The following is a 26668-nucleotide window of genomic DNA, read 5'->3' on the forward strand; positions in this document are numbered from 1 at the left end:
CCCTCCTATGCCTGTTTTGCTAAATCTGTGATGTAATCAAAAAATGCATCCCGATCTGCCTCATACACTAATTCAACAGCTCGTCCATTTTCTGATAGCTCTGTTTTACCTTGGCTTGGACCATCTGCGTGTACGATACTTTTTACTTCTTTTCTTTTCACTAATTCTTCTTTACCAATTGTTGCAGTTGTTAATACATCCCATAGGAAGTAGGTCGAATTTGTCTGGAAATGAACTAATGGTGGTACGGCTGCATAGCATTGTCCAAGGAAATCTACCCCTAGATGGTTTCTCTCTCTTGCCCAACGGTTTCTGACATCTAATGTTAAAGGAACCATATTGGTACTTTCTAACGCAACCAGATCAATATGGATAGTAGAATCCCATACTACCTTCACTGCCTCCGGGTCCCAGAATGCATTCCATTCCGCTGTCCCATCATGTTCTGGCTCTTCGACGTTACCCATTTCAAGGAAGGTTCCACCCATCCAGGCTAGTCTTTCAATTTTTTCTTCAATATCAGGTGCTTCTTCTAGCGCGCGAGCTAAGTCAGTTAATGGTCCGACAAATACTAGTGTTACTTTTTCTGTGCTGTTACGTAATGATTCAATTAAATGCTTATGTGCCGGCAGCTTTGATTCTTTCGTTTTCACTGGTAAATGCTCATTTAAAATTGGTAAGGCATCTACTACAAAGGCATGCATGCGCCATTCCTTTGGAAAAGGATTCTTACCACGTGAGTTAGAGGCCGCTACCTCAATTTGTTTTCCTTTCCCGAAACGGTCTATTATCTTTCTACTTGCTGAAACAGCAGGTTCTAGGTAACAATCAGCGGGAATTACGCCAACTCCAATTAAATCCACATCTTCCATTTGTAATAATAGGAATAGAGAGACTAAATCGTCTACTCCACCATCATGGTTTAAGTATACTTTTCTTTTCATAGAAGCACTTCCTTTTTTTATGTCATTACTATTATTATAAGCTAGTTCTATTTTTAAGTGTTAGTGTATATTACCTATCGAAAAATAAAGAGAAAAAGTTTATTACATATATAAAATTATTTCATAGCCTGCTCCGAGAAATATATTGTTTACCTAGAAAGCTTGTTCCGGTTGCATTTAAAAGGAGTTACACTAAGCAACCCTTTCCTACCAACAGTAGTCTACATATATTTCCGGAGCAGGTGAACATACATCAGATAGCGTCTTTTTATCAGTCCAGTTCTTCTTCTCCTAATGCAATAGCCTTTGTTTGATGAACGGTTCCGCGTGGATGATGTGGTGGAGAATAAATGGAATATAATTTTAATGGGACATTACCAGTATTGATGACATTATGCCAAGTTCCAGCTGGTATCATGATAGCAGAATCGTCTCTTACTTTTTTCTCTATTGTTACGTTATCTCTTCGATTCCCCATTCGAACTACACCCTTTCCTTGTTCAACACGTAGGAATTGATCAGTATTCGGGTGAACCTCTAACCCTATATCCTCCCCTACCCCGATACTCATTAAAGTAACCTGAAGGTGTTCGCCTGTCCAAAGCGCTGTTCGATAGTTTTTATTTTGCGTTGTCGCCGCGTTAATGTCCACGACATAAGGATTCGGACCATAGTCTCTTAGCGAAACTCTTGCTTTTAATTTTTGGGTTTGCCAAACTCCCCATCTTTCATCAGGCAAGTAGCCATTTGTCTGCATTCTGACATCATAATTTGGTGGTACATAATAGGGTACATAATATGGATATGGGATATAGTACATTTTCTCCCATCCTTTCATAGAATTTCTAAATTATTCTATGCGAGGAACTAGGTAAGTGTACTTAAGGCATTTATAGGAGAACTTTATAATAAATACTGATTTCATTCGCCAGTCCTATTTAACCGTTGCAAAATGGACGGAATCTCTCCCAAATCCTCCACTACAAAATCAGCGTCCTCACTAGTCCATGCTTCATCTTTCTTCCATACACCTACCATTCCGACATTTTTTGCACCTATTACATCATTTTCTGGATGATCACCTACGTATATTGCTTCATGAGGCGATACATTCAATTTGGCTAATGCCTTTTGAAAAATAGCAGAATTGGGCTTCTTTATTCCTTCCCATTCGGAAACAAGGATACAGTCCACATAGCGTTCAATTCCTAGCGACTTCATATTATCCATTTGAAATTTCCCGATACCGTTCGTTATGATTCCAAGTTTTACGGATTCATTTTTTAGCATGCTTAATAAATTCGGGAAAGGGATACAACTTTTGTGAAATTCTTCTATGTAGTCTTCCAGTAATGCCTGCCAAGAGATATCATCAATCTTACATTCCTGTGTAAGTTGCTGATATACTTTATCCTTCCAAACATAACCCTTACCGTCTAACTCTATAAACCTTGTACAATATGTTTCCTTTGCGATATTGCTTATAGGTCGAATTAAACGTTCATATTGATTGCCTATAAAATGTTGTACCGAAGCATCTCGATTAAGCAGCGTCCCATCTAAATCTAGAAACACTGCTTTTATCATTGCTTCGGCCCCTTAACTTCCCAAGTCTCATAGTGAACGGATTGTAGTCCAAGATGATTTGTTTCAAGCCATTCGAATGCCTTCCATACTAGTGGAGATGCATTTTCCTGTGAAATTTCTTCCCTACCTATCCAAACAGCTCCAAGAGAATCCTGCCCCTCAAAGCTTTCCGGGATTGAAATCTCCCCACCTATTTTCCTCACTAGATAATAAACAGCTATATGATGAACACCGGTAAACTCCTTCCACTCCCACGGAAGGAAGAAATCAATAACCCCAATGCTTCGCTAATAGCTATATCTATACCTGTTTCCTCTTTAAATTCTCGTACCATCGCCTCGGTCAAACTCTCCCCTTCCTCCAAGCTTCCTCCAGGCAGATCGTAACGATATTTATATGGTCCACCATTTTTGTTTATGAGCAAGAGCTTATGATCATCTACATATATTCCATACACACCAAACGCCCGGTGGTATCTTTTTTCTGCAAGCATTATACTCCTCCTCGTAACCTTTTTATTATTCTACCTATAATAGGATTGAAAGCTGTGAAATTCTAATAGAATCAAGGTCAATCTCTTTTTTCAAAGCTATCCTTAGTGTATGTAAACATATAACTTCCTCCAGTTGTGTATATGTTAATCGAAAATTGAATCAAATAGCAAATTAATGGTGAATATTTCGAACACTTTTGGAATAAAGGTGTTCTCTGTTACCTTTTTCTCCGTTTCCTCCTCTTTAAGGTAACTGATATCCTTCCTCTGTTACCTTTTTCTCTGCTTCCTCCTCTTTAAGGTAACTGATAACCTTCCTCTGTTACCTTTTTCTCCGTTTCCTCCTCTTTAAGGTAACTGATAACCTTCCTCTGTTACCTTTTTCTCTGCTTCCTCCTCTTTAAGGTAACTGATATCCTTCCTCTGTTACCTTTTTCTCCGCCTCTCCCTCTTTCAGGTAACAGATGGGATGCTCTATACTACTTTAGGATATTTTTCAAAGCCTAATCCAAGTTATTCCAACTATTTAAAGAGTATCTAACTCATAATGGGGAAAAATAACTCAAAAAGGATGTGATCTCCTTGAATACGTTCATTTACTTTCTCGTTGGACTTGGAAACTTTATTTTATTGGTCTGGGGGATTTCCCTTGCAAGAAAATATGGATTTTTAACTTTTGCTAATGTCATACTTCTTGTTTTACTTGGATTAGTATATGATAACGTCATGATTGCATTGGGGAAATATATTGGAGAAGGACATACTTTAGAAAGCTTAAACCTTCTACGTTATTGGCTACATGCCTTCATCACTCCTACCCTTATTTTATTTGCTTGGAGTACATATTATCGAACTGGATTACCTACAGCGAAAAAAACCGGGTGGAAGGTCTTAGCGGCAATTTTGACAGTCGGATTAATTTTATATGAATTGTTGACCACCTTAGTGGGACTTGAGCTTAGTCCAAATTGGAAAAATGGGGTGCTAACGTATGAAGGTTCGGGTAGTGCCTTAATGGTCATTGTTATTACATTAGTTATTGGTGTTGTCGGCTTTATTTTATGGAAGAAATTTCACTTTCCATGGCTTTTTATTGGTACGTTTAGTATGGTATTAGGTGGTATTTTAGCTGGGTGGTTAAATAGCTTTCCTATAATGAATATACTCGAACTACTATTTATGGCATCTATACTAATGACCAAACAATTTCAAGACCAGAATCAATGAACGAAAACCGATTCAGCTGCTAACAAACAAAGAGGCAAACCTTAAAAGCAGAGCGCTTTAGGTTTGCCTCTTTCGCTATTAGCCGTTTGTCTTCTTAAGAGAAACATATATCCAGTTAATCCATGATTGGTTAGGGTAGATTGATTAATTAGGATTGAATATATAAATTAACCTCATATTCCTCCACTTGAAAGCTTCTCATCATTGGTTTATGTTCAAAGTGAACCGCCTTTATAATAAGATTACGTTCTACTAATGGAGCAAATTTCACCAATACTTCTTGTAGCCATAAATCTGTTTGAATATAGAGATCTACACGTAGATCAACAGGGAGATTTAATTCCTTACGATAAGATTGAACTACCCGAATAAATTCCCTAACCAATCCTTCTTCTTTTAATTCCTTCGTTACGGTTGCTTCTAAGAGAATGATAAAATTAGTTCCTTCCGCTAAGGCATATCCGTCTTTAGCCGTTTTCTCTAGTAGAATGTCTTCCTTTGTAAGGTTGACCAGTTCGCCTGATTGTAAAGTTAGCTGCAATTCTCCTTCTTCCACAAACCTTCCCTTTAGGTGGTCATCTAGTTTTTCAAGTATATTTTTCACTTCACCTAATGACTTCCCTAGCTTTGGTCCTGCCACAGCAAAATGTAATTTAAGCTGAAGCTGTAACAAATCATGAAAATCCTTCCTAAACTCTAACCCTTTCACATTTACTTCCTCTTTTATAATTGGGGAATAATGGTGTAGATCGGTTAAGGTAGCGTTTTCGGTCGGCAAGACAACCAAGTTTGCTAGTGGTTGTTTTGTTTTGATTCCTGTTGTATTGCGAGCAGACCTTGTTAATTCGATTATTTCCAATACCGCATTCATATCATTCTCCAATTGTATATCAATTAGAGATTCTTCTGGCTTAGGATAATCGGATACATGCACACTATCATTCACTAAATTCGTATAAATATCGTCTGAAACAAACGGTGTATAAGGTGCCATAAGCTGTGATAATTTCGTTAATACCTCATACAATGTGCTAAATGCAGCCCGTTTATCATCTGTCATTCCGCTACTCCAAAAGCGCTGTCTAGAACGCCGTACATACCAATTACTCAATTCATCAATAAATACTGTAATAGACCTTGCACCCCTAGTAATATCATACGCATCTAAGCTCTGAACTACTTCTTTTACCACCGTATTCAATCGGGATACGATCCATTTATCCAACGTTGTCTGGACACCGCCTACATCACGACTTGGGTCAAATTGATCGATTTCCGCATACATCGTATAAAAGGTATAGACATTTAACAATGTATCGATCACTTTTGATTTCGCTTGGCTTACCGTTTTTTTGGAAAATCGCTTATTATTCCAAGGAGAACTATCTGCAAGCAGGGCCCACCGTAATGCATCCGCTCCAAATTCCTGTATTAATTCTGTTGGGTTCAATGCATTTCCTTTACTCTTAGACATCTTCTGTCCGTTTTCATCTAAAATATGCCCTAAGGAAAGAACACGTTTATAAGGGGACTGTCCTGTATACAATGTAGAAACTGCTAATAAGCTATAAAACCAGCCTCTCGTTTGATCCACACCCTCTATTACAACATCAGCAGGAAATTGCTTATTAAACATATCTTTGTTCTCAAAGGGATAATGATACTGGGCAAATGGCATGGAACCACTATCAAACCATACATCAATGACTTCGCTTGTTCGTTCCATCCTTCCGCCGCAGGAGCAGACTAATTGTACTTTATCAACATAGGGCTTATGCAATTCGATGTCAGCAGGCACTTCTTCTGCTGAAAGCTTTCTTAATTCCTTAATAGAGCTTGGCGCCTTCTCTTTCCCACAAGCCTTACAGATCCATACATTTAACGGTGTTCCCCAATACCTGTTTCTTCCTATATTCCAATCCACCATATTGTCTAAGAAGTTTCCGAACCTTCCATCCTTCATATGAGAGGGAAACCACTCTACTTCTTGATTATTGGCTTGCATTGCTTCCTTTACCGCTGTTGTCTTGATAAACCAGCCTTCCATTGCGTAGTAAAGCAGTGGACTGTCACATCGCCAGCAGTGGGGATAGCTATGTTCATATTTCTGCTTAGCAAATAATCGGTTTTTCTGGGAAAGCATCTTGATAATATCGACATCACAATCTTTGACAAATTTCCCAGCAAGCGAGGAAACCATTTCCTTATAGCGTCCTTTTGAATCTACTACATTCACATAATCAAAACCATGATCATGAATTACCTTGTAATCATCTTCTCCATGGGCAGGATTTAGATGGACAATGCCCGTTCCACTTGAATCTGTAACAAAATCAGCACCAAGGACTTTATGTCCTTTTTTTACGGTGACATAATCAAATGGAGGCTCATAGGAAAGGCCAATTAAGTCTTTACCAGCAACTACTTCTAGAATCTCATAATCCTCCTGAAGCACAGTAGTTACCAAGCTTTCTGCCAGAATATATATTTCCGTCCCCTTTTTTACTCTTACATAATTCATTTTCGGATTAACCGCCAGTGCAACATTACCCGGCAATGTCCACGGAGTCGTTGTCCATCCTAGAAAATATTCATTTGTTTTACCCATTAAGCGAAATTTTGCTGTAACGGATAAATCCGAGACATCCTTATATCCTTGGGCAACTTCATGGGAGCTAAGAGAAGTCTCACAATGGGGGCAATACGGAACAACCCGATGCCCTTTATATAAGTATCCTTTTTCATGGATGGTGGACAAAATATTCCAAACGGATTCGATATAGTCATTCGTTAACGTGACATACGGATCATCCATATCCACCCAATAACCTAGTGCTTTTGTGAATTGTTTCCACTCGTTTTCATAGGTAAAGACACTTTCTTTACACTTCTGAATGAAGTTTTCGACACCGTATTCCTCAATTTGATCCTTTCCGCGAATGTGTAACTGCTTTTCTACCTCTAATTCCACTGGTAAACCATGGGTATCCCACCCTGCTTTTCTCAAGACCTGATACCCAGACATTGTCTTATACCTTGCTACAAAGTCTTTGATCGTTCTTCCAAGCGCATGCCCTGCATGTGGCAAGCCATTCGCAGTCGGCGGCCCTTCATAAAAAACGTAGGTTTCTCTTCCCTCTCGGTTAGCTATGGACCGCTGAAACGTACCATCCTCCTCCCATTTTTGCCGAACCCTTCCTTCTCTTTCCACACTGGTTTCCTTCAACACCATCACCCCTTTTATATAAAAAAACTCGCCCCATCTAGTACATAGGGGCGAGTTTATATCTACATTATCTAATTTTTAACCAAATAAAAAAAACCATAGTAGTGGTTTTTATTAGATTCTGACACTACGTACTATCATACGCGTCCTGGATATCGGTAGAATGCCGTCAAAGTTTAAGATTGCTTTCAACTTTGCTTCTCGGAGAGGATTTTCATTATGGTCTTAACGTTGACTTTCAGCACATGGTCAACTCTCTGTAGATAAGATTTACATAACTACTCTTTCTCGTCATCGAATTTACTATTAAATTATGTTTAATAATAACGAACCTTACTATGAAAGTCAATTTGATTCTTCTCGAAAAAACTAGCACATTTACAACAAACAAGTGAGTGTGAGTTTTTAGAAAATATTGTATACTAATTGTATTCTGTACCTTATGTGAATGATAATTTGTATTTTTCACATCACGTATCATAACTCCCTCCATTCCCGGGCTACCTGTACTGCTTCTCCTAGTCTTCGGGCTGTTTCAATATGGAATCTTTTGGTGGGAAGAAAGAAAATATTATAAACGGGAGACAGAGGAGGTACTATCTTGAGTGTTTATGTTGCTTATATCATTCTTTTTTTACTTGGAGCTACACCGTTTTTTGAAGTAGTTGGTGTCATACCAATTGGTGTTGCAGCAGGACTTCCAGCACTTCCAGTTACCATCGTAGCATTTGCTGGGAATATTCTTACCATCTGGCTTTTAATCATTATGATGGACCGTGTAAAAGTATGGCTACAAAAGCGTAGAGAAAAAAAGGGGAAAAACATACCAGAAAAGAGACAGAAACGAGCAGCAAACGTTTGGAAGAAATACGGTCTTCCTGGTCTTGCATTACTATCCCCATTCTTAATTGGTAGCCATCTTGGCGCAATTTTAGCGATGAGCTTTGGTGGAACACGTAGGAAAATTACGGTTTGGATGACCTTTAGTATAGTTGGTTGGACCATTGTGATGGGAATTGCCTCCCACTATGGCATTGATTATTTTTTTCAGCGGACAGGACGAGAAGGCTTCCTAACGGATATAATTCATTTAGATTAAAAACATCCACTTAATAAAACGACATAAGCGATAGCTAATCACTAGCCCTCGCTTATGTCGTTTTCATGATTCTACTATTCTTTCTTTGCTTTCGCTTGTTCAAATGCTTCTTTTACTTCCTGTAATAAGTCTTTATCTGTTAACAACCGATATCCTGTATTCGCAAGGGCCTTTGCACCTTTAATAAGTGCTGCATCACCCTCTGGAGACTTCGCAGCTTCCCTAAACTCATTCGTATGCGCAATGAGGTCGTCTGGGCCAATTTTTATATAAGGGTGAGCAGTTGGCACTTCATAACTGATATTCCCAGCATCTGTTGAACCTTTCCCTTTTCCTCTTACTGTCCAAACCTTCTCTCCCACAGCTTCAAGCTCTTCTTTTAAGACACTATCTAGCATGGGATTGGGCACGAAGTCTTTCACTTCATTTTGGAAACGTTCAATTTTCACCGTTGCACCAGTAGCAAGTGCTGCACCTTCTGCAATTGCCCGTACCTTAGTCGATACCTCTTCTGTTTTCTTCCACGATTCCGCACGGATGAAGAATCTCGCTGATGCATAATCAGGGATTATATTAGGCGCATCTCCACCATGGGTTATGATTCCGTGAATTCGCACATCTGAAGGAAGCTGCTGACGTAATGCATTAATACCAACAAACAGCTGGATAACAGAATCTAATGCATTAATTCCTTTTTCAGGAGACCCTGATGCATGGGCAGCTTTTCCATAAAAGTGAAAATCTAATGGATCAACAGCGAGTGATTCTCCTGTTAAGGATGTTTTTCCTGCTGGATGGATCATTAGTGCAGCATCGATTCCGTTTAAATAACCATGCTTAACAAAGCTACCTTTCGCACTACCGTTAGGTCCGCCTTCTTCAGCAGGGGTTCCGAGCACAACGACACGGCCGCCTGTTTCATCTAACGTTTTCGAAAGTGCGATTGCTGCCGCTACACTAGTTGTTCCAATAATATTATGACCACAAGCATGCCCTAAGCCCGGAAGCGCATCATACTCAGCAAGAAAGGCAATAGCTGGACCAGGGATTCCACTATCCTTCACAGCGTAAAAAGAAGTTTCATGCCCCGCAACTGCCGTTTCCACGGTAAATCCCGCATTGGTCAAAATATCTACATGTTTTTCACTTGCAAAAAACTCCTGATTTCCTATTTCTGGGTTTGCATGTATAGCCTGACTAGTTTCAATATATAGCTCCTCGTTTGATTCAATGGATGCTTGGATTAATTCAACTCCAGTTAACGTTTTACTCAATATCATCTACTCCCTCTGTTTGTCTTTTCCCGCTTTCTTCCTCTTTTAGGTCACTGAGGAGATCCCTCTGTTACCTTTTTTCGCTTTTCTTCCTCTTTTAGGTCACAGAGAGGCTCCCTCTGTTACCTTTTCTCGCTTTTCTTCCTCTTTTAGGTCACTGAGAGGCTCCCTCTGTTACCTTTTTACGCTTTCCTTCTCCATTTAGGTCACTGAGAGGCTCCCTCTGTTACCTTTTTAAGCTTTCTTCCTCTTTTAGGTCACTGAGGGGCTCCCTCTGTTACCTTTTTACGCTTTTCTTCCCCATTACGGTCACTGAGAGGCTCCCTCTGTTACCTTTTCTCGCTTTTCTTCCTCATTAAGGTCACTGAGGGCCCCCTCTGTTACCTTTTTACACTTTCCTTCTCCATTTAGGTCACTGAGATACTCCCTCTGTTACCTTTTCCCACTTCCCTTCCTCATTTAGGTCACTGAGACATTCCCTCTATTACCTTCTCCCACTTTCCTTCTTCATCTAGCTCATGGAGATGCTCTTTATAGTCCTTCAAATTGCTCTAACAACTCAGCTTTTTCTATATCAACTACAATGGAACCACCGTTTGTATCCGCTTCGACCGCCTTCACTACATCCTCTTCGTGATATAGCTCCACTATCTTCTGATAAGTTTCATTATCCTGTTCAGCTGAACGTGCGGCGAAAATGTTTACGTATGGTAATGCATTGGGATCATTTGCGTCCTCTAAGTAAATTGGATCTTCCACTGGGTCAAATCCTGCTTGCCCTGCAACCCCATTATTGATAACAGATGCTGCTACATCCGGTAATACGCGTGGGGTTTGTTGCGCGACGATTGGTAGAATTTCTAAGTTTTTTGGATTATCGACAATCTTACTTGGGTCACCAAATAGGCCAAAGTCATCTGCTAACGTAATTAATCCTGCTGAATCTAATAATTTCAGTGCACGCGCCTGGTTGGAAGGATCATCTGGTATAGCGATCTTATCGCCTTCTTTAATTTCACTTACATCTTCCAGCTTTTCGGAATATAATCCCATCGGGGCAATCACTGTAGCCCCAATTGGTACTAAATCAAGGTCATTCTCTTCATTAAATTGAGATAAAAATGCAATATGCTGGAATGAATTAAGATCAATGTCACCATTTGCTAACGCCTGATTCGGCAATGTGTAATCAGAGAACTCCACTAATTCAATTTCAATACCTTCTGCTTTCGCCTTCTCTTTTAGAATTGGCCATACTTCACCATCTGTTCCTGTTACACCAATTTTAACTACTACTTCATCTCCATTACCTGAAGTAGTATCACTTCCACAAGCTACTAATGTACTTACTGCAATTAATACGATTAACATACTAAACCATTTTTTCATCATTCCATCTCCTTTTATATTTTTACTTTGAAGTAGTCTATCGTCTCATAATCTTTCTTGATACTGTATTGCCAATCCACTGTGCGATCTGTACTAGAATAATCAGTATAATGACGGTCACTAGCATGACACTGCCATCAAATCGTTGGTATCCATAGGTCATTGCCACATGACCTAAACCGCCTCCACCAACAGTTCCTGCCATTGCTGAGAAGTCGATCAAACTTACGGTTACAAAGGTTAATCCTAAAATTAGTGGTCCTAACGCCTCTGGAATTAGTACGGTGAAAATAATTCGTAAAGGACTTGCTCCCATTGCCTTAGCCGCTTCAATTACCCCGGAATCAATACTCACTAAGTTGTTCTCTACTACCCTTGCAATTCCAAATGCTGAAGCAATCGTCATTGGGAAAATTGCTGCCCACGTCCCGATTGTTGTCCCAACTACCGCTCTAGTTAATGGACTAATTGCCACTAAGAAGATGATGAACGGAATAGGGCGAATAATATTAATCAAGACATTCAGTAAATTAAACACAATCTTATTTTCCAAAATATTACCTGTTCTTGTTACAAATAAAAGTAAACCTATCGTTATACCCAGGATGGAACCTAGAACAAGTGTCATAATAACCATTAAAACTGTTTCCCCAGTAGCTTCCATTATTCGCGGCCAAAATGTACTCCAATCAACCTTCATTTACATTCAACTCCTCTACTGTTACATCTTGCTGTAGTGCTGAAAGAACAGAAGATATATTTTCCTCCTGTCCCTCAAACGAGACAAGCAAGTTTCCGTATAATTTCTCCTGAAGTTCTCGGACAGATCCGTATACAATATTGACATCCACATCAAATTTTCTAGTTACTCGAGATAAGACTGGATCACTGGCAACTTCGCCTTTAAAGATAACGCGATATAAATGTTTTCCACCTTTTCTTCTCCATTCCCTTAATAATGAAGCCGATGGTCTGTCTTGCTGTACGGATTGGATGAAGCGCTGTGTCGTAAGATGCTGTGGATTGGTAAATACATTAAAGACTGAATCCGTTTCAATCACTTCACCATTCTCCATCACCGCAACTTTGTCACAAATCTCCTGTATAACATGCATTTCATGGGTGATCAGCAAAATCGTAATCCCTAATTCTTTATTTACTTTTTTGAGAAGACGAAGAATTTCACTTGTTGTATCAGGATCTAGGGCAGATGTTGCCTCGTCACAAATTAATATATCTGGAGAGGTAGCTAGTGCTCTCGCAATCCCAACTCGTTGCTTCTGCCCACCAGATAACTGCTCTGGGTAATCTTTCGCCTTATCGGTAAGGCCAACAAAGCTAAGTAGCTCGCTTACTCTTTTATCGATTTCTTTTTTAGACCAACCAGCAAGCTTCAGTGGATATGCCACATTTCCTGCGACTGTTCTAGAAGCGAATAGGTTAAAGTTTTGAAAAATCATGCCAATTCTACTGCGAAGCTTTCTGACATCCTTTTGGGAGAGTGATCCGATATTGATGCCTTGCACTTCAATTACACCATTGGTCGGCGTCTCCAATAAATTCACTAGTCGTAACAAGGTACTCTTCCCTGCACCACTAAAGCCTATAATTCCGAATATCTCTCCCTGTTGAATGGAAAGAGATACATTTTTAACGGCATTTACTTCACGATTGCCAATTTTAAAGGTTTTTGATATATTCCGAAATTCAATCATATACTCACGCCACTCCTTTATTCATTCACAACGAAAAAGACCTTCCTTTTTTCTTATCCATAGAAAAAAGGAAGGTCTCAAAATATAAACTGAAACGACTTCCTTCTCATCTTTCAAATGTACGTACATTTGCAGGAATTGGCACAGTGTTAATTTACATTAACCCGCTGCCGAGACTTCATAGGGCCTGATCCCTCGGTCTCTCTGGATAAGAAGAAAATTCAATATTTATGTAGTTGTAAGTTATGATAAATACTATAGTACCTAATGAATTAGATGTCAATCTTTTTTAATAAAATTGTTCAAAGAATCTCTCGTCCCTGTCCTACCATGTAAACGTGGCAGCACTATTCGGTTCGATTGTGTAAGTGAAGGATTCGGTTTGGTAATTGACTTGAAATGTTTCAGAATGATCACTTGTATTGGCTACGATTAGAACCATTGAATCGTCAGGATTTTGAAACCCAACTGTTTCTAGTTTCCCTTGATAATGTGTAGTACTTATTCGGACTGCACCGGGGTTTACAAATTTACTAGCATGACCAAGGGCATAATATTCGACGTTTTTTGACACCTCATTTGCTTCTTTATTTACTGTCACAACACCGCGACAATCACTACATCCCCCATTCGTTGGTCCGCCATTAGAATCAAGTGCTATATTCCATAGTAGTACTGCTTCCGCCCAATTCCGAGGTCCACCAATAATAAGATTCGACATATACCAATTTAGGTTATCGCCAAAATCTGCGCTCCAATCACCACCACTACACTCTGTCAAATAGATATGCTTGTCCGGATATGCTTCATGCACCTTCGACATACTTTCAGGGTCTCCCTCATAGCAATGAAACGCGATGCCACTCGTATATGCATTAGCCTCTTCATCACGAAGAATCTTGTTCGAATAATCAAAGGCATTCTCCCAGTTATGGTCGTACGCTAAAATTTTGGTGTGAATATCATGTTGTGAAAATGCCGGTTGTAAATATTGTTTAATAAACATCGCTTGCTCCTCAGCATTCATACTCATAGTAGGGTAGGACTCCGAGGTATGCTCTGGTTCATTTTGAATCGTAATAGCATCAATTGGAATCTGGTTGTCTTCATAGGCTTGAATGTATTTTACAAAATAGTTCGCATACGCTTCATAAACACGCTCATCTTCATAATTCAAATAGGAACCGTTTAACTGATTACTATATTTCATCCAAGCTGGTGCAGTCCAAGGCGTACCCATTATTTTAACCTGATTATCAATCGTACGAATATCTTGTATCAGACTGATAACATCCGCATCGTTGTCTATAGAAAAATGCTCTAATTCATAATCCGTTCCTGACTCCATATCATTATAGGTGTAGCTTAGCGGGTTACCGTCCCTATCAACTGAAAAATCAGAAGCTCCTATGGCATGACGAATAAAGCTTAAGCGAATACCCTCACTAGAAAATAAGTCATACAGGAGTGCTTCTCTTTGCTCTGAGCTTATTTCATGATTGATCAAGTAAGCAGAAGACCCAGTAACCGCCGCCCCAAAACCTTCCATTGTCTGAAACGAAACATTGGGATCAACTTGAATAATAGGTACATCTGTTTCCTTGATGTCCTCTAACACTAATGGTTCTTGTTGAGTGAGTAAGTTCCTTTGATCTGATGTGGTTAACCATATATCAACACTATTTGCCGAAGGAGCATTTAGCATAACGATTAAAATGATCACTACTAAGATACCGGTTAATAGCATTAGTATCTCTATCTTTTTATTACGCATTATAACCCCTCCTATCTTAAAGAATGATAGCTATAAGAAAAGATTCCCTTTTAAAAGCTGATTGTCTCCCTTGTTTTCCTTATTCTCCCTAGCATATAAAGAAAAGCTGGGGTATGAGATACCCCAACTTCAGATTATATTACTTAATCGTAATCGTTGTTTTTAGTTGTATATCCTCTGAAGAGCTACCTACATAAATTGGGACTTCTCCTTTAGGTGTTACCCATTCACCCTTGTCTTCATCCCAATAAGAGAAGGCTTTCGGATCAAGCTCTATTTTCACTCGTTCTTGTTTACCAGGTTTTAACGCTACCTTTTTAAAACCTGCTAACTGTTTAGTTGGAGTTTCCACATTCGTTGGTAATGCTCCAGCGTATACTTGAACAACTTCTGCTCCAGCTACATCACCAGTATTGCGTAAATTAAGGTCAACGGATAATGTTAAGTCTTTATCCTTTCCTTTTCTTTTCGCCTTCGCTTTTACATTACGATAATCAAATGTTGTATAGGATAACCCATGGCCAAACGCATATGCTGGTTTAATACCTTCTTTTTCATAACCTTTGTATCCAACAAATATGCCCTCGGAGTAATCCGATTCCCCATTCACCCCTGGGAATTGGTTTTCATTTGATACAGGGGTACGATCTTCATTAACAGGGAAGGTGATTGGTAGTTTACCAGATGGGTTCACCTCACCAAATAATACATTTGCAATAGCATTCCCTTGCTCTTGACCTGGGAACCATGCTTGAACAATAGCAGGTACTTCGTCATCCCACGTATCCATTTGTACGGCTCTACCACTCATTTGTACAACAACAGTATTTGGATTTGCTTTCGCAACTTCCTTAATTAATTGTGCTTGGTTATTAGGTAAGTCCAGACTAGAATTATCCACGTAACCTTCACTATCATACGTACGAGTTACCACTACAGCAACATCGGATTTTTTCGCTAATTCTACTGCTTCTTGTATCTTCTCATCTACTACATTAGTTGGTGCTTCCCAACCAAAGCGAATCATGCCACCAAAGTCTTGCTGTCCACCAGAATCACCCGTGCTATATTCAATTCGGACATCAAGCTTTTCCCCTTTAACAAAGGAAAGTGTCTTCTTAGATGTTGTTAATTTCTTGCTTTCATTATCAATGACTAACGTATCATCGATATATAATTTACCTGTACCTAAGCTTGAAAGAGAAAGTGTATAGTCTCCTGTTTCAGGTACGATGAACTGACCTGTCCAGCGTGCAGACATTTCACTGTTAAAATCACCTGGAGTAGTTTCTAGTTTAGGTGATTGTGCATTAAATCCTTCATAATTATAGAATCCAAGATTTAAGTTTACTTGATTATCTGTACGAACTAATGAAGGCTCCCCTTCAAAGTTAATATTGTTCCAGTATTCTGCAGTCAACCCATTTTGATCGCTATCAAACGGGCTTAATAAAGAAGATGGTACTGCGGAAGGTCCTGGTAATATATCACCAGCACTGATAGGATCACTACCTGGTGCATACGATACTTCCACATCTTCTCCTACTTTATTTTTGATTCCTTCTAATGGACTCACTGTATAAGTAGGGTTTACCATAGAGCTTCCTCCACCAGCTGCTGAAGCATTATCAGCGTCTGGTCCGATTACTGCAATGGAATCTAAAACATCCTCGTCTAATGGTAAAGCATTATCTTCATTTTTCATTAGTACCATGCTTTGTTCTGCTAACTCTCGAGCGATTTGTCCATGCTCTTCAACCGGAAGTGGATTATTTCCAGCAGGCTGATCAAATAACCCTTTACTAAACATTTCAGTTAGAATACGGGTAGCCATATCATCAATTCTTGCTTCACTAACTTTTCCTTCTTCAACAGCTGTAATTAGCTGACTTCCCCAGTATCCATTTGGTTCACCAGGTGTCTCTAGGTCTAATCCAGCATTAGCAGATTCAACTGTTGTGTGGTTGGCACCATAATCACTCATCACAAAGCCGTTAAAGTTTAATTGATCCTTCAACAGCGTTGTCAGTACTGCTTCACTTTCACAAGCATTGACCCCATTGACCTGATTAAATGAACACATGACAGAACTTAAATCAGCATGTTCAATAACTTCTGCAAATGGACGAGCATACACCTCATGAAGTGTTCGTTCACTTGCAATGGAATTAATCGTAAAACGCTCTGTCTCTTGGTTATTCAATAACCAATGTTTCGCTGTTGCCATAACAGGGTAGCTTTGAACGCCATTCACATATGGAATGGCTAATTTAGATTGTAATAACGGATCCTCACCTAACGATTCAAAATTACGTTCTCCCCATGGGAAACGGGCAATATCAAGGCCTGGTCCTAATAAAATATTATGTGTCGTGTTAAATGCTTCATTTCCTAAAAGCTCTCCATACTCTTTTGCAGCATTGATATCCCAAGTCGCTGCTAAAGCAATTGGCGCTGGTAAGGCAGTTGATTTTTTATCTTGAATATCCGGATTCGCAATACGAACGCCTGCAGGGCCATCTGCCATTTTTAGAGCCGGAATACCTAATTCCTGCATTTCTTCATTGTAAAAACCATAGTAATTATTGAGATTTCCTGTAATAAATTGAACCTTTTGTTCTAACGTCATATGCTCGAGCAACAATGCTGTACGTTCATTTGCAGTAAGCGACTTATTCATCCAAGGCTGAGATGTTTCAGCCATAGCCGTACCAAAAGGTGTTATGAAAAGCCCAACTAGTAATAGCGTAATCATCAAATGGATTTTTATAGATTTTGTTGATCCTGTTCGCTCCTTTTCTAAGCTGTATTTCTTACGTTGCCTAACCTTAATCCACCTTCCATGTAGTTTTTTGCCTCTTTCACTCTAACCGCATGCGAAACTTGCCGTCAATGCGCGATTATTGGCGAATAAAACAGGGTCATATGACTCACTACCCCGCTACGACACACGTAAAGAAAACGCTAACCAAAAAGGCGAAAGCGTTTGTAATTATTTTCTAAAATCCTACAAAACTATCATGTATTTCTTTATTATTACAGGATTGCAATCCATTTGCACTATCTATTGTAATCTACTATTCATTCGTAACCGTCCCATTACAAAACTGCCATTTAGGGTGGTCCATTTCTCCTAATTATTTATATAGATGTAATATAAATGTTTAAAAATTGAGTTGTATTTAGTCTTTTTCCTATTATTACCTTTATTTTTCCCTTCCTCCGCAATCTAATGGGAGGAACATTCCCTCTCAGGAACTGGTATAAAAAAGGAGCGAAATCCCATTCGATTCCGCTCCAAATATAAGCTAGCCGTTTCCTCTAGAAAAGCCCTTATTTAAGCACATACAGTAATCCGATTATACCATTACACTAAACCTTACACCCTCAACGAACCCCGAAATCCCCTAGATCCATAGTAAGAGTCCGCCCCGTTGTGATACACAAAGACATGGCCAAAACGAAAATCACAAAATAGTGCACCACCAAGTTTTCTAATATCAGCAGGAGTTTGCACCCAGCTCGATGTTTTCTGATCAAAACGTTCCAGCTTCTGCAATTCTCGGTATTGATCTTCTGTTAAAATCTCAATCCCCATAGCAGCCGCTACATCTACAGCACTATTTACTGGCTTATGTTTTTTCCTAGCCTCTAGTGCCTCCCGGTCGTAACAGAGACTCCTCCGACCTTTAGGACTTTCTGTTGAACAATCATAGAAAATATATTGATCCTTTTCGACATCATACCCTACAACATCTGGCTCACCACCTGTTCTTTCCATTTCATGAAGTGACCATAGTTTTTCTGGATTTCCCTCTAGCTTTGCTCGAACATTATCCCACTCCAAACCTTCGTGGCGGTTCATATATTTGATAAATCTACCTTCTAGTACTCTAAGCAAGCCTTCCTGCTGTTCGGGTGTTAACTCCATCTTACCGCTAACTACATCTGCCATATTGCTTTCCTCCTTATCCTAGACTATATTGAACGTTAATTAAGTCCTTATTTTAATTTATTATACCCACTGGAAGCATCTTGGTACAATGCGTATTATGAAACCGTTCATGGTGCCACGTCATAATGCTTACGTTTACTAGGGGCTAAACAAATTATGAATAATACAATCGTTAAAATAAACATAGAACTAGCACCCGAAATAACGACTAACTTTATCGATAAGACTTGAGCTCCTACCGCAAATATCGCAGTAAGTACAATGACCAACAAAGCTTCTAAAAACCCATATATACTACTGATTCTGCCGATAATCTCTACTGGAATATTATTTTGGTAGAAAGTATGAAAACCTGTGTTAGCAAAGGCAAGGGAAAATGCTAATACAAAGAAACCAACCGATGCCATTGTGAAGTTACTAGAGAAAGCAAAGATAAGATAACCCACTGACACCATGACAGAACCAAGACCGATAATGAAGCGAATAGATAATTTCTTTGCGAATACCGCATTACACAATGCACCGATCAAAATCCCCGCCCCTGCCGTACTGACAAGAAAGCCATACGCTCCCTCCGATAGTGAAATCACTTCCCTTGCGAATGCTACTTCTAGTGAATCAACTGCCGTCTGCAGGACTACGAATGCAGTAAAAAGAAAATATACGATCATTACATACAGGTATCGCCTACTAAACCGGATGACTACCATGAAATCCTTCTTTATGACATGTAATGATAATTTTTGATTAGATACATGGTCCAATGGCTTGTTCTTCTCCACATTAGGCATCCACAACGTAACGAGAGCAGAGAAGAAAAACGATAATCCATTAATGAAAATGGCATATAGTGGTGTTCCCAGTATAAACAACATCCCCGTAATAGCTGGTCCAAGGATAAAGGCCCCAGAGTCTAACAAACTTCTTAACGAATTAAACCGTTGTCTTTGTTCTCTAGGAATTAATCTTGTTATATAACCGATAGAGGTCGGGTCATATAAAGAACTAACCATATTGATTAGAAACACAAACAAATAGATTGCCCATAATGTATTCGTTGAAAATGCTAAACAAGTAATAAGCACCCCTTGAATTAAATCCAACACAATCATAAAGTGCTTTTTATTTACCCGGTCCACTACACTCCCACCCCAAAGGTTCGTAAACAACGTCGCTAATGGGTTAATGATATAAAGTGCTGCTACAGCAAGAGGGGAACCTGTCATATTAAATACGATGACATTTAGGGCAATAAAATATATCCATGATCCAATACTAGAAATTCCAATGCCAAATAAAAGAATAGCAGGATACTTCCAATAATCTACTATTTTTCTACGCTCCATACCGAAACCTCCCCTAATCATTACTTAAACAAATAAAAAATCCCACCCCCAAGACTTTTAGCCTTGGGGACGAGATTTTGAATCATTTCCTGTTCGCGGTGCCACCCCAGTTTGTTAATATGTCGCCATATTAACCTCTTTAAGTACGGCAATTTACTAATTGCTTATACTCTAGCTCTATAACAGGAGCTCCTGTCACGCCATCATCTTATGATTCCAACGTGCTGCTCAGAGTCTTGCTTCAATGAAATAAATCATACTCCTTTTCAGCATCCGGAGCTCTCTGTTATGAATTACATTTCATTTACTCTTCTCTTCATCGCATTTGTTATTTAATTTTTACTATTCTATCACTTCAGAAATCCGAATGCAATATCGTTTTCGGTTAAATAATTGACTGGAGAAGATTTTAGTCTAGAAGGCAACATGAAAAGACCTCTGGTAACACCATAGAGGTCTTTTGTTATAGAATTTATAACCGTTTGGATATGTTAAATTTAAGTTAAAGACACCAAGGTCATTCCCCTAATTACTACATTCTGCCCTTTCACTATTACTCGACTACTTGATAGCCATATCCTTCTAAAAGTTTTTCAACTGATTCAAGGGAATATGTGCTATCATAGGTATCCGAATACTTATTCATTTCTGCAACATTTGCCATATTATCCTCGTCTAAGATAATATCGGTAAACCCATAAATTGCAGTAAACGTATCTTCCACTTTCCCGTCTGAATCATATTTTTTAATGGTATATACATTAACTAATGTTCCATTACTAGGAGAACTTCCCCAAGAACTTGCTTCGTCATCTCTCTGAAACTGTCTATAATATGTATTTCCTTTTATAATTTCATATTTGTAAAAGCCCCATGAGGAATCTTGATATTCCCTATTTATTCCTTCACTAATAAATCGTTCAATATCTTCCATATTTGCAATTTCTGAAGGGTTCTCTGCTACCACATCTAGACCAGATGCTTCGAATTGTGCCTCTCCTTTTCCTGTTAGAACATAACCAAGCGATGCTAAAGACTCTCTAGAACCTTCTGTCAGACTAACAACTACTGTATCGCCATTTTTAATTTCTCCATCTCGAGATGATTCAAAGGTTAATCCCCTTAAGTCATCACTAAATGTGGTATCGATCATGAGTGTTCCTTTTCCACTAACACCGTTGAAGTTGACAACAACATTCTTTTCAATTTCTTCATCACTTAATTCTTTCGGTTCTTCAAGACCTGATACAGTTACCTTAACTTCATCTTTAGTCTTTAGTTTTTTCGTTTTCGAATCATCTACCGTTAGTTTAACAACAACTTGCTCCCCGTTAGATAAATCATTCTCCTTATCTAGCTCAACACTGTACGCAGATAACATAGCATCTATCTCATTTAATGTCTCAAGATCAAGGTCAAAAATATTATCTGATACTTCAAATGTATCCATGATTAATTGATCCTGATCTATCTCGTAAGTAGCGGTTCCCATTGTATCATACCCACTAAAATCAACCTCTAGATAATCTGATAATTCCGCTTTAGAACCGCAGGCTGCTAGTAGCATAATGACCCCAAAACCGAGGACCATTTTCATAAAGTTGTTCTTCACTTTTCTTCCTCCTAAATAATAATAGTTATAAAGACCTAAATTCACGGAATATTATACCATAAAAATGCGACATTTTTCTCACTTTTGTAGTTAATTAATCTGCTTGGTCTTATCTACATATATCTAGAACCCTAGTGCTGTGATGGTATACGCTTATCAAAATTAAAAATCCCTACTCTAGTATTTTTCTACTAGACTAGGGATTACTATTGAATATCCGATCAAGGTTACGCTTCTTTATAGCTATCTTATCGGTTAATTAATGTTGAACACGCGGAAAGAATAACGAGATAGTCAATCCTGAATCAGGCTCTGAATTAGCATCTAGCTGAATAGCTAAATCATTAGCCATCTTATGCACTAAATAAAGTCCCATACCTGTCGATTCTCTTGTATACGTGCCTTTCCTTCCAGTAAAGCCTTTATCAAAAATAAATGGCAAATCCTCTTGAAACACACCAGGTCCATTATCCGTAATATGTAAAATAGTTTGATCGCGTACCTTATCATAAACCGTTTCGAATTTTAACATGGGACTTTCTTGATCTGGTAACATATATTTCGTACTATTAGCAATTACCTGTTCAAGTATAAATGCTAAACCCTTTCTGTCCGATAAGACTTTCATCTCTTCCCCTATGAACTGTATGTGAAAACCAGCTTCATCTAATAACGATTGCTGATCTTCCATAGTCCGTTTACAAAATGCGATTATGTTTATAGGCTCAAATATATAATCTTTATGAGCTGATCTCAGTCTTGCAAAGTACAAGATTCGTTCTACATCCCCTTGCATTTGATCTCGAATATGAACCATACGCTGCCTGACTAGAGGAGACATTTCATCTCGGCGGTTATCTAACACCAACGTCATTAATGAAAGAGGTTTTTTAATTTCGTGCACCCAGCCTTCTATATAGCTTTCATAATCAGCTAACTTGGTCACTTGCTCATCTAATTTCATCTGATTTGCTCTCATAACGCTTCCCATTCTACGAATAAACGACCTATGGGTCTTAGGAGAAACTCGACATAGTATTTCTTCATTCGTTTCATTTGCCTCTACTAAAAAATTCTCAAATACCACTTCCATTTCCCGTTGCTTTTTTACTATAAAAAATAAAGATATGACGACCATTGCTAATGTAAACATAATCATGAGTCCTACTAGTACCATAAAAGTTTCTGGGTAAGCTAACCAGGCCAAAAAGATAAAGAATACATCTGTAACTAGTAAAATGAGAAAGCAAAGCTTATAAGCTTGAAAACAATCATAGATTTGTTTTAACCATTTCATGCTCCTTACCCCCTAAGTCGATACCCTTGACCTCTTATGGTTTCGATTTGATCATCCAGATGTAACTTTCGCAATGTTTTCCGCAATCGAGTGATATTGACTTGAAGTGCATTTTCGTCTATATATTGGTTTGTTCCCCATAGATATTCACTCAATGTTGACTTAGATACCATCTCAGATTTATGTTGCACTAGCGCTTTTAATATCTTCCCCTCATTAGCTGATAATAACAGCGATTGTTCTCCCTTATACAAGGTAAACGTATTAGGGTCTAGAGTAAAATTACCGCCCTCTAGTAAATCTGGTTGTCCCTCAAACCTTCTTAATAGATTTTGAATGCGTGCTAACAATCTATCGCGATTACATGGTTTGGTCAGATAATCATCTGCTCCTAATTGCAGGCCATGTAATTCATCTTGCAGCTTATCTCTAGATGTCAAAATTAATATGGGTCTAATACCTTTTGATTTCAGACTTCTACATATATCAAACCCAGACTGGCCCGGTAAATTGATATCTAATAAAACTAAGTCTGGGGGATTGGCTACTATAGGGGTAACAACATCATGGAAGTCTGAAATAGCGATTACGTTAAACCCCGCTTTTAGCAAAATATCCGTTAGCTCTTCTCTCATAAAAGAATCATCTTCTACAATTGTAATGGTCGCCATTTCAGCACCCCCTATTGTGAAATTACTAATCCATATTCGGCTTCCATCGTAATTTATCGATCTCATGACCCGCTGACCGAGCAACTGCTGCTCCATATATAATAACAATCACGATTACTACACTTGCAAAGAGAAGGAGCATCGGATATAGCATGGCACTTTCTTCGATATACAGATAATGGAAGGACAACATTCCCTTGATACCAACCGCTGCACTGATACATGCAAGAGACATAGGCAATAAAAAGGTGTACAGTACTTGCCTATACATCGCTTCTTTCATTTGCCCCCGCTTCGCACCTAGCATGGAAAGTGTAATGTAACGTTGAGCAGTCTGTCTTATTTGTGTTAAAAATTGTAAAGCTAATACGGTACAAGCAATAATCAGAAATAAGAAACCCAAATATAATTCGGTGTAGCTTCCTGAAACAACATAAAAGAGTTGTCGTCCATAATTTTCCAAAAAACTTTCAAATTCAAAGCCTGATGTTTTTAATATATCCCTAGCTTCCATCATTGGTTTCATTAAACCTTGTTCTTCTTGCAACTTCTGTGGGATAAGAAAGTTCCAATAGGACCTGTAAGTTTCTGTATTCACTAGTTGCTCAAACATTTGATTCGGGACAATAAACGCTGAACGAATTTCTACCGAACGATCTGCTACTAATCCTCTCATAGGGACAGAAGTTCGAATGGAAATTGGTTGGTCACCAATGCTTACTAAAGTCTGCCCTTCTATGGAAGCTTTTTCTAAAATAGTGTCCAATACAGGCATATTTCCCCAATCATCCGTATACAAAAGCTCAGGATTGAAGTATAGAGCCATTTCATCTGCATGAAGGTTCAGTGGCTCTTCTCCTATAGCTTGTAACAGCCCATTATAAGATGATTCTGGAATTAGATAAGGTGTTGTTGCATCCATTTCTAAGGCACCTAGCAGATTAAGTGCTTCCGGGTATTCTCGACTAATCGAATACCCTTGCATTTCCCACGATAAATATTCCTCCTTTTCCTCGCTTGACAGAAACATAATAAGTTGCTCTTTTAATTTAGACCAATCCACCAATGTCTTCTGCTGACCATCCTCCGTGTGCACATCTTGATTATCAAGCTGAGCAATTTCTAGCAAATTTAAGTGCTCTACATAAGGCGCCATGGCATCAGAATGAAGGAATTCCTCTACCTTATGATGATCCCCATTAACAGTAAAATCATATAACGAGGAGCTTTTAACAGAAGTACTATCAAACCCTATAATAGTGGAAGCACCATTTGCTAATAAAATGATAGACAGCGTGATGAGGATTGACGTTACAGCAACAGAATCGGATCGATTAGCCACATTTTCTTGAAACTGCCTTAATGTAAATGTGCGCAACCCTTTCGTAGACTTTCGTTCAGATAAGCTTGCCATTAACCCTAAGAGTCTGCCAAATCCCCTCATAAAAAATACCGTTCCTACACATCCGAGAATCAGTGCCACAAGCAACAGTAGACCCCCGAGATCCTCAAAACGATAGAGTACAATCCAATACGCGATTCCTAAGCATACAGACCCTACCAATATATGAATAATATTACCTTTAACATGCCCCATATCTTGTTTCTTTTCCATTTGTCCCTTAAGCAATTGTTGAACCTCTTGATTAAATAACCTTCCACCAAGAATGAACAATGCTATGAACTGGATGAATAGAAAACCTATAATGGTAAAGAACACTGCACTTAAGGAAAAGCTCATTTGATGGCCAATAATGCCCTGACCAACTAATTTAGAAACCGTCAAGCTAATTATTTCGGCCAAAAATCCGCCTACTAATATCCCCCCAATAAGTGCTAATACAGAAGTAATAAATCCTTCTGCTAAAAGCTGAAGGACAAGGCGCTCCTTCCTCATTCCCGATAAGAGATAAACGCCAAACTCTTTACTTCTTCGATTTAATTGATAGCGATTAGCAAATAAAATTAAGAAGAATAATAAAAACAAAGCAAAGCCATAGACAATCGGCATTAACTGTAACAGTTTATCAATTGCCTCACTTTCAAATTCCCTTAAAAATATAATAACATCTTGTCTACCAAGGGAAAGAATAATATAAAACGAAGCTATTGCGGTTACGAGTGTGGCAAAGTAAATTAAATTCTCCTTACGACTTCGTTTTGCATTACGAAAAATCAACCTAGAGAACATTTGCACTTCCCCCTCCAAGCTGAGCCATTACCTTTAGGATCCTATCATAAAATTCTTCTCGAGATTCATCTTGTTTACGACGCAGTTCATGAAAGAGCACACCATCTTGAATGAACAGAATTCTGGAGCAAAAGCTCGCTGCATTTGGATCGTGACTAACCATTAAAATCGTTCTTTCCTTGTTTTGATTTATCCCTTCTAACTTATTCATTAATGTTCTCGCAGAGCGTGTGTCTAAAGCCCCTGTTGGTTCATCCGCCAGAACGATATCCGGATCAGCTATCAAGCACCGAGCTGCAGCTACCCGTTGCTTCTGTCCCCCGGACATTTGGGATGGGAATTTATCCAGTATATCTATAATTTCTAAAAAGCCCGCTAGCTCATTTAACTTTGCACGTGCTTTTCCAAAGTCCACCCCATGTATAGATAGTGGTAAGAGGATATTTTCTTTTCCAGTTAGATTATCTAGCAACTCGAAGTCTTGAAATAGATATCCAATCCGACTACCACGATACTCGGCTAAATCCTTACTATCAAAAGCACTAATATTTTCCCCATTTAAAAGGACACGTCCTGAGGTTGGTTTTATAATCGTTGCAATACAGTTTAACAATGTAGTTTTCCCAGAGCCGCTTGGACCCATGATTCCTAAAAATTCTCCTGGAAGAATATCAAAGCTGACACCATTCAAAGCTTTAGTTATATTGTTGTTCTTCCCGTAGCGCTTTTGTAAGTCTTGAACCTCTAATAATTTCCCCTGTTTAACCATATATAACTCTCCCTTTTCATTATCTTTTTCTGAAATATAATAGACTGAATCGAGTTATACACATTATACCCAGTACAAAAGCTCAAAAACACTTACAAA

General features: G+C 38.7%; 19 protein-coding genes, 1 pseudogene, 1 riboswitch and 1 other annotated feature. Of the genes and pseudogenes, 2 read left to right on the top strand and 18 right to left on the bottom strand.

Annotation, left to right across the window (positions count from 1 at the left end; all coding sequences use genetic code 11):
• Positions 1–5 precede the first annotated feature (5 nt).
• The 4 genes and pseudogenes from AAIB49_RS05320 to AAIB49_RS05335 all read right to left on the bottom strand — a co-directional run bounded on the left by AAIB49_RS05320 (position 6) and on the right by AAIB49_RS05335 (position 3024).
• Positions 6–944: a nucleoside hydrolase gene (locus AAIB49_RS05320; protein ID WP_343457411.1), complete on the bottom strand. Its 939-nt coding sequence runs from the start codon at positions 942–944 to the stop codon at positions 6–8.
• 271 nt (positions 945–1215) lie between these two features.
• Complete coding sequence (locus tag AAIB49_RS05325; protein ID WP_343457412.1) at positions 1216–1764, bottom strand: cupin domain-containing protein; 549 nt, start codon at positions 1762–1764, stop codon at positions 1216–1218.
• Between the two features lie 101 nt (positions 1765–1865).
• On the bottom strand, positions 1866–2531 hold the full coding sequence (locus tag AAIB49_RS05330; RefSeq protein ID WP_343457413.1) for an HAD family hydrolase: 666 nt from the start codon (positions 2529–2531) through the stop codon (positions 1866–1868).
• Positions 2528–3024: pseudogene (locus tag AAIB49_RS05335) on the bottom strand (NUDIX hydrolase). The gene AAIB49_RS05330 and the pseudogene AAIB49_RS05335 overlap by 4 nt, the downstream one beginning before the upstream one ends.
• A 582-nt stretch (positions 3025–3606) precedes the next feature.
• On the opposite strand from AAIB49_RS05335, the gene AAIB49_RS05340 reads away from it, so the two are divergent.
• The gene (locus tag AAIB49_RS05340; RefSeq protein ID WP_339217397.1) at positions 3607–4251 is read left to right on the top strand and encodes a hypothetical protein; all 645 of its coding nucleotides are present in this window, start codon (positions 3607–3609) and stop codon (positions 4249–4251) included.
• Between the two features lie 148 nt (positions 4252–4399).
• Here the strand turns inward: AAIB49_RS05340 and ileS are convergent, their stop codons facing one another.
• On the bottom strand, positions 4400–7477 hold the full coding sequence (gene ileS, locus AAIB49_RS05345) for an isoleucine--tRNA ligase (RefSeq protein ID WP_481857837.1): 3078 nt from the start codon (positions 7475–7477) through the stop codon (positions 4400–4402).
• 601 nt (positions 7478–8078) lie between these two features.
• On the opposite strand from ileS, the gene AAIB49_RS05350 reads away from it, so the two are divergent.
• Positions 8079–8576, top strand: coding sequence for a small multi-drug export protein (locus AAIB49_RS05350; protein ID WP_339217399.1), 498 nt, complete (start codon positions 8079–8081; stop codon positions 8574–8576).
• A 74-nt stretch (positions 8577–8650) separates the two neighbouring features.
• On the opposite strand, the gene AAIB49_RS05355 is transcribed toward AAIB49_RS05350, so the two are convergent.
• From AAIB49_RS05355 to AAIB49_RS05415, 13 genes are all read right to left on the bottom strand, one after another.
• Positions 8651–9856, bottom strand: coding sequence for a M20 family metallopeptidase (locus AAIB49_RS05355; protein ID WP_343457415.1), 1206 nt, complete (start codon positions 9854–9856; stop codon positions 8651–8653).
• A gap of 525 nt (positions 9857–10381) precedes the next feature.
• On the bottom strand, positions 10382–11239 hold the full coding sequence (locus AAIB49_RS05360) for a MetQ/NlpA family ABC transporter substrate-binding protein (RefSeq protein WP_339217401.1): 858 nt from the start codon (positions 11237–11239) through the stop codon (positions 10382–10384).
• A gap of 37 nt (positions 11240–11276) precedes the next feature.
• A complete protein-coding gene (locus tag AAIB49_RS05365) occupies positions 11277–11939 on the bottom strand; it encodes a methionine ABC transporter permease (RefSeq protein WP_339217402.1) in 663 nt (220 codons plus the stop codon).
• Positions 11929–12954, bottom strand: coding sequence for a methionine ABC transporter ATP-binding protein (locus tag AAIB49_RS05370; protein WP_339217404.1), 1026 nt, complete (start codon positions 12952–12954; stop codon positions 11929–11931). Before AAIB49_RS05370 ends, AAIB49_RS05365 begins: the two co-directional genes overlap by 11 nt.
• A gap of 103 nt (positions 12955–13057) precedes the next feature.
• A riboswitch (SAM riboswitch) is annotated at positions 13058–13169 on the bottom strand.
• A 110-nt stretch (positions 13170–13279) separates the two neighbouring features.
• Positions 13280–14728, bottom strand: coding sequence for a glycoside hydrolase family 30 protein (locus AAIB49_RS05375; protein ID WP_343457416.1), 1449 nt, complete (start codon positions 14726–14728; stop codon positions 13280–13282).
• Between the two features lie 139 nt (positions 14729–14867).
• Positions 14868–17483 (bottom strand): glycoside hydrolase family 3 C-terminal domain-containing protein, encoded by a 2616-nt coding sequence (locus tag AAIB49_RS05380; protein WP_343457417.1) that lies wholly within the window; start codon positions 17481–17483, stop codon positions 14868–14870.
• A 624-nt stretch (positions 17484–18107) separates the two neighbouring features.
• Positions 18108–18683, bottom strand: coding sequence for a DUF4256 domain-containing protein (locus AAIB49_RS05385; protein WP_343457418.1), 576 nt, complete (start codon positions 18681–18683; stop codon positions 18108–18110).
• Positions 18684–18790: 107 nt separating this feature from the next.
• Positions 18791–20029 (bottom strand): MFS transporter, encoded by a 1239-nt coding sequence (locus tag AAIB49_RS05390; protein ID WP_339217414.1) that lies wholly within the window; start codon positions 20027–20029, stop codon positions 18791–18793.
• Positions 20030–20091: 62 nt separating this feature from the next.
• Positions 20092–20358 (bottom strand) — a binding site (T-box leader).
• 224 nt (positions 20359–20582) lie between these two features.
• A complete protein-coding gene (locus tag AAIB49_RS05395; protein WP_343457419.1) occupies positions 20583–21641 on the bottom strand; it encodes a hypothetical protein in 1059 nt (352 codons plus the stop codon).
• A gap of 259 nt (positions 21642–21900) precedes the next feature.
• On the bottom strand, positions 21901–22938 hold the full coding sequence (locus tag AAIB49_RS05400) for a sensor histidine kinase (RefSeq protein ID WP_343457420.1): 1038 nt from the start codon (positions 22936–22938) through the stop codon (positions 21901–21903).
• Positions 22939–22943: 5 nt separating this feature from the next.
• The gene (locus tag AAIB49_RS05405; protein ID WP_343457421.1) at positions 22944–23609 is read right to left on the bottom strand and encodes a response regulator transcription factor; all 666 of its coding nucleotides are present in this window, start codon (positions 23607–23609) and stop codon (positions 22944–22946) included.
• A gap of 25 nt (positions 23610–23634) precedes the next feature.
• Positions 23635–25800 carry an ABC transporter permease gene (locus tag AAIB49_RS05410; protein ID WP_343457422.1) on the bottom strand — a complete coding sequence of 722 codons (2166 nt, stop codon included), beginning with the start codon at positions 25798–25800 and terminating at the stop codon, positions 23635–23637.
• Positions 25790–26569: an ABC transporter ATP-binding protein gene (locus AAIB49_RS05415; protein ID WP_343457423.1), complete on the bottom strand. Its 780-nt coding sequence runs from the start codon at positions 26567–26569 to the stop codon at positions 25790–25792. The genes AAIB49_RS05410 and AAIB49_RS05415 overlap by 11 nt, the downstream gene beginning before the upstream one ends.
• Between the last annotated feature and the right edge of the window lie 99 nt (positions 26570–26668).

The sequence above is a fragment of the Ornithinibacillus proteolyticus genome, assembly GCF_039581225.1.
In the GTDB taxonomy this organism is placed as follows: domain Bacteria; phylum Bacillota; class Bacilli; order Bacillales; family Amphibacillaceae; genus Ornithinibacillus; species Ornithinibacillus massiliensis.

Excerpts from the sequence above, each read along its gene's own strand:
- AAIB49_RS05320 (WP_343457411.1), bottom strand. The coding sequence starts at position 944 with ATGAAAAGAAAAGTATACTTAAACCATGATGGTGGAGTAGACGATTTA.
- AAIB49_RS05325 (WP_343457412.1), bottom strand. The coding sequence starts at position 1,764 with ATGTACTATATCCCATATCCATATTATGTACCCTATTATGTACCACCA.
- AAIB49_RS05330 (WP_343457413.1), bottom strand. The coding sequence starts at position 2,531 with ATGATAAAAGCAGTGTTTCTAGATTTAGATGGGACGCTGCTTAATCGA.
- AAIB49_RS05355 (WP_343457415.1), bottom strand. The coding sequence starts at position 9,856 with ATGATATTGAGTAAAACGTTAACTGGAGTTGAATTAATCCAAGCATCC.
- AAIB49_RS05360 (WP_339217401.1), bottom strand. The coding sequence starts at position 11,239 with ATGAAAAAATGGTTTAGTATGTTAATCGTATTAATTGCAGTAAGTACA.
- AAIB49_RS05365 (WP_339217402.1), bottom strand. The coding sequence starts at position 11,939 with ATGAAGGTTGATTGGAGTACATTTTGGCCGCGAATAATGGAAGCTACT.
- AAIB49_RS05370 (WP_339217404.1), bottom strand. The coding sequence starts at position 12,954 with ATGATTGAATTTCGGAATATATCAAAAACCTTTAAAATTGGCAATCGT.
- AAIB49_RS05375 (WP_343457416.1), bottom strand. The coding sequence starts at position 14,728 with ATGCGTAATAAAAAGATAGAGATACTAATGCTATTAACCGGTATCTTA.
- AAIB49_RS05380 (WP_343457417.1), bottom strand. The coding sequence starts at position 17,483 with ATGATTACGCTATTACTAGTTGGGCTTTTCATAACACCTTTTGGTACG.
- AAIB49_RS05385 (WP_343457418.1), bottom strand. The coding sequence starts at position 18,683 with ATGGCAGATGTAGTTAGCGGTAAGATGGAGTTAACACCCGAACAGCAG.
- AAIB49_RS05390 (WP_339217414.1), bottom strand. The coding sequence starts at position 20,029 with ATGGAGCGTAGAAAAATAGTAGATTATTGGAAGTATCCTGCTATTCTT.
- AAIB49_RS05400 (WP_343457420.1), bottom strand. The coding sequence starts at position 22,938 with ATGAAATGGTTAAAACAAATCTATGATTGTTTTCAAGCTTATAAGCTT.
- AAIB49_RS05405 (WP_343457421.1), bottom strand. The coding sequence starts at position 23,609 with ATGGCGACCATTACAATTGTAGAAGATGATTCTTTTATGAGAGAAGAG.
- AAIB49_RS05410 (WP_343457422.1), bottom strand. The coding sequence starts at position 25,800 with ATGTTCTCTAGGTTGATTTTTCGTAATGCAAAACGAAGTCGTAAGGAG.
- AAIB49_RS05415 (WP_343457423.1), bottom strand. The coding sequence starts at position 26,569 with ATGGTTAAACAGGGGAAATTATTAGAGGTTCAAGACTTACAAAAGCGC.